This is a genomic window from Actinomycetota bacterium (assembly GCA_013152275.1).
GTDB lineage: Bacteria > Actinomycetota > Acidimicrobiia > Spongiisociales > UBA4744 > BMS3Bbin01.
Genome location: JAADGS010000002.1, coordinates 1 through 7,175 on the forward strand (window position 1 = coordinate 1; position 7,175 = coordinate 7,175).

Consider the following 7,175-nt stretch of genomic DNA (forward strand, 5'->3'; position numbering starts at 1 on the left):
ACCCTGTCCGGTAGTTGTTCCTTCTCCATAACTGACATGATTACCTCTCAGTCGAGGTGACCGGTCATCAGGGGGAACCTCAGGGTGGTCCACGATGATGGGAGGGCTCTGATGGCAGGTTACGTGCCGATCGATCTACACCGCCGGCGTTCGGTGGTGATGCACTTGGCCGAGGACGGCGAGATGTTGGGATGGAGACGGATCGCCAATGATCCTGGGCTTCTTGTGGAGGAGGTGTTGCGCCATGGTGAGGCTCCGCAGGTAGCGATTGAGGCGACTTACGGCTGGTACTGGACGGTGGACGAGCTGGCGGCTGCTGGCTGTGATGTGCGGCTGGTGAACACGGCGGCGGTGAGGGGCTTGGAGAACCGGCGGGTCGAGAACGATGTCAAGGACTGTGAGCTGTTGGGGACGTTGATGCGCACGGGGACGCTGCCGGAGGCGTGGATCGCTCCACCGGTGGTGCGCGAGTGGCGGGAGCTGGTCCGTTACCGGGCCAAGCTGGTCGGTGTCCGCAGCGGTCTGAAAGCGCAGGTGCATTCGGTGCTGGCCAAGCTGGGCATCCAGTGCGGCTGGTCTGACCTGTTCGGGGTGTCGGGTCGGGAACTGTTGGCGCGTCGCCTTGATGTCGACCCGAGGCTGCATTCGGCGTTTGGGCAGCGGATCGAGTCGATCCTCGAACTCATCGATGTGTTGGATGCAGAGGTGGCCGAACTCGACGACTCGCTCGCTCACATTCTGCGTGACGTAAAAGGCTATGACACCATCCAGAGGATCCCTGGGGTGGGGAAAGTCATCGCCGCGATCTTCTGCGCCGAGATCGGCGACGTCACCCGCTTCTCCTCAGCGTCACGGCTGGTGTCATGGGCAGGGTTGGCGCCCCGTCATCGAGAGTCCGACACCAAGGTCCGGCGGGGTCGAATCACCAAACAGGGATCGACCCTGGTCCGGTGGGCGGCGATCGAGGCCGCTCAACGCATCGGCCGCCACCATTGGCTTGCCGCATGGAAACAACAGGTCGCTGACCGTCGAGGCTCAACCCAGGTGGCCCGTGTCGCCTGCGCTCGACGGATCATCGAGCTCACCTTCTACGGCCTCAGGGACGGACACATCCGTGCCCTGGCCGGCGCCAGGTGAGCAGCGCTGACGGGAAGTGGACGAGAGCGAACCCGGACTGGTTGATGACCCCCACCCCGGTGGCGAGGTCGGTTGGTTGATTGGGTCCTTTCGGCCACATGCCGAATCACTCCATGCCACCGAGCCCCAAGGCTCGGACCCGGCGAATAGATGAACGACACCCGCAGCAAGCGGCGATGCCGACACCAACCCACACCTGGAGCGGCGCCCACAACCCATTCCCCGATCCTCCCCACGTCGTGAGGGCAGACCATCGCGTTCACAACGACACAGACCACGCCGTCTCACCTTCGAAGAAGCTCCTTGACAAGCCCCGCTCCTTCATAGATGAACCAGTCGACCCATTCGAGGGTGGCGTATTCGACGTCGTCGAAACCCCTCCATGGTCCTCGCCGGTGGAAGACTTCGGTCTTGTAGAGGCCGATGATCGTCTCGGCCATCGCGCTGTCATAGGAATCGCCGACCGAACCGACTGACGTTCGATGACGGCATCGGCGAGCCGTTCTGTGTAGCGGATCGACAGATACTGCCTCGGTCCGAGTGATGAATCAGACCGTCAGGGTTGCCGTCGAGCCGATCCCAGATCGCCTGTTCCAACGCGTCCAACTCGAGACCGGTCTCCAGCGACCTCGAGGGCCACCACCCGACGATACGGCGGGAGAACACGTCAGTGACGAACACGACATACACGAACCCGGCCCGGGTCGGAACACATGTGATATCCGCAAGCCACAGCTTGTTCGGGCCTGTGGCGGTGAAGTCCCCGCCGACCAGATCCGCAGGGCGGGCCAACAGATCGTCGGAGATCGTCGTGACTGTGAACGCCTTGCCTCTGGTCGCGCCCTGGAGTCCCATCTGGCGCATCAACCTTCGCACGGTGCACTTCGCCACCACGAAACCTTCATGAAGTAGCTGTTTCCAGACCTTGCGGACACCGTAGACGCCGTAGTTGTCGTCCAAGACCCAGCTGGATCTCCGGCTCTTCCAGCTGATCGGATGTCACCCCCGGCCGGACACCAGAGTCCCGTTCCGCTCTCCGCACCCAGTTACGCAGCGTCTCGGTCGAGCACCCGAACTTGGAAGCGATCAACGTGATCGCCGCCCACTCCGAGGCGTACTCGTCACGATGCTCCAACACCAGACGAACCGCACGTTTGCGCACCTCCGGCACATACCTGTTTGAACTTGACATGACCCCATCCTCCCAAGGATCAGAGCCTCCAGAAAAGCCGGACCGGTTCAGTCTCCTCATGGCGCCGGTGCCGGTGTAATGGGGTTACCGGGTTCCCATGCTCCGTACCCGCCTACCGGGCGAAACGGACACACCTGGTTGAGTCGCTTGAGGCTTGCGGTATCGAGTGACGCGTAGGCGTTGTCGGGGGGAAGCAGTTCGGCCCCGGCCACATACTCGTCCAGGGTCAACCGCCGTTCCAGATCGATCCCTGCCTCCTGTTCGATGCAGTCCTCTACCGCCATCGCATAGTCATACGACTTCTGCCACATGGCCCGAGTCCAGTCCTGCTGACGCAAGCGCGGCAGATGCAGCCCCGCCTCACAAGCGATGTAGGTCGCCATCCCTGCTTGCGAGAGTTGGCCGGGCAGGTTGCCCCAGTTGAAATCACCCGTGTTGGCAATGAACTGCGCGAACCGAGGATCCACATCCGACAGACACTGATACACCAACTCAAGCCTGACTGCCAGGTCCATGTCGAATCGTGCCTGCGCCGCCATCGCGGAGAAGTCCGCATAGCCTTCGATCGGTTCGAACAACAACGGATCCCCATCCACATCGATCGGCCCGATATAGTTTCCCTCAGGATCGAGCAACCCCCACTCCTCTTTGAGGTCGTCCAACCCTTCGGTGATGCGCACCACACCCTGCACCCCCGCCAGCGACGGATCCCCCACCACCGTCGGCGTCGTGACCGTCTCGGTCGTCGTCGTTGACACGGCAGTCGACGTGGCAGCCGTCGTGACAGTCGTCGAGACACCCGCACGATCTTGAGTACTGGTACACCCAGCTACGACCATGGCCAGAGCCAGCACGAGGACAGCTCGGCTGCTCATGGCATCGGCAGGATCGGATCGCCAGGATCCCACGCAGTGAACCCTCCCACCGGGTTCTGGGGGCACGCCCGATTCAACGGCACCCATACATCGAGACCAACCGACAACCCCGTATACGGATTCCAGGACCCCTGCGAATCGATGTACGCATCCAGAGACGGAGGATCAGCCACCGAATAGCCCTGCGACTCCAAACACCCCGCCAACGCAACCATGTACGCATACATCTTCTCCAGCTGCGCCATCGTTAACGGTTCCGGCTTGGGGACATGCAGCCCCGCCTTGCACGCGTAGTAGGCAGCATCGGCAAGCTGGTTCTGCTCCGACGGCACCGACGCGTACCCGATCCCCCCATCCGGATCAAGCGTCACCGCAAACCCCTGATCACGAACACACTCAACAATCAGCCCCGTCACCTCATACGTGTCGACATCGAACCGATCCAGCCCAGAGAAATCCCCATACCCGGTGATCGGTTCAAACAACAACGGGTCCCCATTCGTATCCACCGGACCCACATACTCACCATCAGGCGACACCAGGCTGTACTGTTTCGCGAGCGCCATCGGATCAGGACCCGGTGTCAACCCCTCCGCTACGCCCGAAGAAGTCGTAGTTGAGGCGACGGCGGTCGTACTCCCAGTAGTCGTGGGCGACACACCGGCCGTCGTTGTCGGCTGTGACGTACCGGCGGCCGAACACCCGGCCGCCAACACCGCCACAACCACAACCACAACGGTCGCACGAACCGCAGTCTCAGCCCTCATGCCCGAGTCACTCACGCACCCCAACAGTACGCGTACGTCTCCGCTGCATAGACCGTCCCCTCAGTGCTCAACACCCTCCACGAGTTCGGGCCGTACACCTGCGACGCCCAAGTGTGCTCCACCGGGATCGCACCATCGTCCCAACGATGGACCGTCGACCCATTGGGCACCTGAATATGGGCGTCGTAGGTGGTCTTGGAGTGCACAGCGATCTTGTCCGTGCAGGACACCTTGCCGCTGTCCACGCCGTAGGCCAACGCGGGCACCGCCGTCGCCAGTGTGAGAATGGCGAGAACCGCCAGAGTGATTGTTACCTTCCTTAGCATCTGCTGTCTCCTTCCCTGGTATGACATGTGAAGTTCTATCGTTCCGTCTCCCTTCGTCACTCCTATCCGTGGTCCGTCACCTATCTATTCGCTCAACCCTGCCAAAAGGTTCGCGACTACACATCTCTTCTGTCCGGACGAGCCGCGATGTCGCGCTGGAAACCCGCAACGCTGGTCGTGACCAAAACCAACACAGCGAACAACCGACCCCTCGCCGCCGACCGCGACGGCTCAGCACCCTCTTCTTTGTCCAACCTCCACACTCAGTTCACAAACCGACGGACCCGACGGGACCGGGCAAGATCGTCACCACGATGGGTTTGTGTCCGGATTCGGCGGAACGTCGCGGGCAAACGACGAGAATCGTCCTGGTTGGGGACTCGGAGGATGGAGACGGGGTCGCGCCACGCGGCGACCATGGCTGGGGGGATGGCTGCGATCCCCGCGGCGAGAACAGCCAGGACGGCAACTGCGACAGCAAACCCGGCGTCAGGTGCGGTTGCGGTGAGCCGCCAGATGATTGCGCCGCCGACCAAAGAGCCGACGATACTGTCAACACCTCTCGGCAGAGCCCATATTGACGGTACTCCTACGGTGTCTGACCGGCTGCCGCCATCTGTTCGAACAGCGTCGTCAGGTCCCATGGACAGACCTGTTCAGCAGCCTCGTAGTCCGATCCGCTGAGCACCTCATACGGATGCCACGACACGGCGCGATCGACATACGCTTGCTCCGAGGGCGGTTCAGACGTCGGATACCCGCGATCGATCAGACACTGATACGTGATCAACATCGCCTGATACTGAGCGGCCAGGAACTCCTTGGACGCAGATGTGGGAGCAGCCACCAGTCCCGAATCGATCGCCGCCTGCTCACACGCGGCCTGCACCTGCCGGAACTGATCGACCTGGGCCCCGGGCGCCGCCTCGATGGCATGTCCAGATGGGTCCAACGTCACGCTGAACCCAGCCGACTCAATGCACGAAACGATATACAGCACGTGCTCCTCACTGCCATACGGCGTCAACCCCCCGCGGAGTAGCAGGTCCGCGTACGGACCGAGCTTTTCGCGATAGTCCGGGTTCTTCGGTATCGGCACCGGCGGCGGCGCCCACCCGGCCACCGACACAACCGGGCTCGACCGCTCCGTAGTCGGCGTCTGGCTAGCGGACACCGACACGAGGGAGGTCGTCACGTCAGTGAGCGGGAGAACGTGACCCGTTCCCCCACAACCGACCAGAGTCAACGAAGTCAACGCGACAACCACAAATGTGCGCCGAATCTGCATCACCTCAAGATCAGTTCGGGCACATGGCAGCCGGATTGGTCAGATTCGGACCATTCACACTGCCGTACTGGTTGCCGGTCTCGAACCCCCAGTTGTGCGAAATCGGCACCTGTGTCGTGTCGTAGTAGTAATGGACCAGGTACCCGCCGTGCGTGTGGTCCTGCCAGTAGTCCGCGGTCCCGCGAGTGTAGAAGAAGCCACCCGTTCCACAGCTCGCGGACACATTCGCCGCTTGCGCTGGGGCTGCTGCCAACACCATGATCATCGCCATGACCATGAGCCGCTTCGTAGTTACTCCTTCCCCGAGCGCCATCGTTCCAATCAGCATCTCTCGCACGCAACTTTCGAATGAATCTGTTTCTTCGGGACACGTGCCGACCATCGGTCATCCAGCAGACCTATGCTGCCTTCCTTCGGAGAAGGCCCCCTCTTCTTGTCACCTCCTCCTCGGTGGGTCCTCTCGAGCGTGCCCTTCGCCTTCGTTCGGTATCGATCCTTCGCATTGGAGCTCGATATCGCCCGTCGTCTGCGCGTCACCGTCACGGCTCACACCTTTTGTCACCAACTGGCAAGCGTTTCTTGGAGCGAGCGTCGTGTTTCCAAGAAACTGGAGAGACGTCGACAGCTCGTTCCCTAGGGGGACGTTGCCTGACCGGACGCGACCATCTGTTCGAGGACGGGGATAATGCTGTGGGGGCACGTCCGCTCGGCGGCTGCAAACTGCGCGTTAGCGACGCCTGAGAACGGGTCCCAGTTTGCTTGCTCAAGGAACGCCTGTTCCGATGGTGGCTCGGATGGCTGGAACCCGTGATCGATCAGGCACTGATACTGGACCAGCCTCGCCTGATACTCGGCAGCCCTGAACTCCTGGGTTGCGGGCGCGAGAGCAGCCACCAACCCCGAGTCGATCGCTGCCTGCCCACACGCGGCCCGCACTTGGTTGTACTGGTCCATCTGGGCGCCGGTCGCCACCGCGAACCCCTGACCGCCAGGGTCGAGGGTGACGGTGAACCCGGCCGACTCAATGCAGGAAGCGAGATAGCCGATGTGCTCCTCGCTGCCATATGGAACGATCCCCCCGCGAAGCAGCAAGTCGGCGTACGGTCCGAGCTTCTCCCGATACTCCGGGTCTTTGGGAGTCGGCACCGGTGGCGGCGCCCACCCCGACACCACCGTCCCCTCGCTCCCTGAGGTTGTGGGCTGCGTCGAGGGGGTCATCTCTACGTCTGACGGTGTGACATGAGAGGTTGGGGGAACGTTGGACGGTCCCCCGCACCCTGACACCATGAGCGCCACAGACGCGACAACCACGAGCGTTCGCCGCATTGATCTCACCTCAATGTCAATTCGGGCACATCGCGCCCGGCGAGGTCAGATTCCCACCATTCACGCCACCGACCTGATTGCCAGTTAACCAGCCCCAATTGTGCATCTTGGTCACATGCTCCTCCGGATATGTATAGTCCACCGAGACCCCGCCGTGCGAGTGGACTTGCCAGTAGTCCGCGGTGCCGCGTGTGTAGAAGAAGCCGCCGGTTCCGCAATTGGCGGACACATTCGCCGCAAGTGCTGGTGCGGCCGCCAACACCA

7 protein-coding genes and 1 pseudogene are annotated in these 7,175 nt (G+C 62.1%); 1 reads left to right on the forward strand and 7 read right to left on the reverse strand.

Annotation, left to right across the window (positions count from 1 at the left end; translation table 11 throughout):
* The first annotated feature begins 111 nt into the window (after nt 1-111).
* Entirely contained in the window at nt 112-1,137 is a 1,026-nt protein-coding gene (locus GXP34_00035; GenBank protein NOY54365.1) for an IS110 family transposase, read from the forward strand.
* 284 nt (nt 1,138-1,421) lie between these two features.
* On the opposite strand, the pseudogene GXP34_00040 reads toward GXP34_00035, so the two are convergent.
* From GXP34_00040 to GXP34_00070, 7 genes and pseudogenes are all read right to left on the reverse strand, one after another.
* Nucleotides 1,422-2,329, reverse strand: a pseudogene (locus GXP34_00040) (IS3 family transposase).
* Between the two features lie 56 nt (nt 2,330-2,385).
* Nucleotides 2,386-3,204, reverse strand: coding sequence for a hypothetical protein (locus tag GXP34_00045; GenBank protein NOY54366.1), 819 nt, complete (start codon nt 3,202-3,204; stop codon nt 2,386-2,388).
* Nucleotides 3,201-3,986 carry a hypothetical protein gene (locus GXP34_00050; protein ID NOY54367.1) on the reverse strand — a complete coding sequence of 262 codons (786 nt, stop codon included), beginning with the start codon at nt 3,984-3,986 and terminating at the stop codon, nt 3,201-3,203. The genes GXP34_00045 and GXP34_00050 overlap by 4 nt, the downstream gene beginning before the upstream one ends.
* On the reverse strand, nt 3,983-4,297 hold the full coding sequence (locus GXP34_00055; GenBank protein NOY54368.1) for a hypothetical protein: 315 nt from the start codon (nt 4,295-4,297) through the stop codon (nt 3,983-3,985). Before GXP34_00055 ends, GXP34_00050 begins: the two co-directional genes overlap by 4 nt.
* Nucleotides 4,298-4,886: 589 nt before the next feature.
* The gene (locus GXP34_00060) at nt 4,887-5,255 is read right to left on the reverse strand and encodes a hypothetical protein (GenBank protein NOY54369.1); all 369 of its coding nucleotides are present in this window, start codon (nt 5,253-5,255) and stop codon (nt 4,887-4,889) included.
* Between the two features lie 340 nt (nt 5,256-5,595).
* The gene (locus GXP34_00065) at nt 5,596-5,913 is read right to left on the reverse strand and encodes a hypothetical protein (GenBank protein NOY54370.1); all 318 of its coding nucleotides are present in this window, start codon (nt 5,911-5,913) and stop codon (nt 5,596-5,598) included.
* A 305-nt stretch (nt 5,914-6,218) separates the two neighbouring features.
* Nucleotides 6,219-6,731: a hypothetical protein gene (locus tag GXP34_00070; protein NOY54371.1), complete on the reverse strand. Its 513-nt coding sequence runs from the start codon at nt 6,729-6,731 to the stop codon at nt 6,219-6,221.
* Between the last annotated feature and the right edge of the window lie 444 nt (nt 6,732-7,175).

Bases quoted from the DNA above. Each gene is read 5' to 3' on its own strand.
- GXP34_00055 (NOY54368.1), bottom strand. From the start codon at position 4,297: ATGCTAAGGAAGGTAACAATCACTCTGGCGGTTCTCGCCATTCTCACA.
- GXP34_00045 (NOY54366.1), bottom strand. From the start codon at position 3,204: ATGAGCAGCCGAGCTGTCCTCGTGCTGGCTCTGGCCATGGTCGTAGCT.
- GXP34_00065 (NOY54370.1), bottom strand. From the start codon at position 5,913: ATGCTGATTGGAACGATGGCGCTCGGGGAAGGAGTAACTACGAAGCGG.
- GXP34_00035 (NOY54365.1), top strand. From the start codon at position 112: ATGGCAGGTTACGTGCCGATCGATCTACACCGCCGGCGTTCGGTGGTG.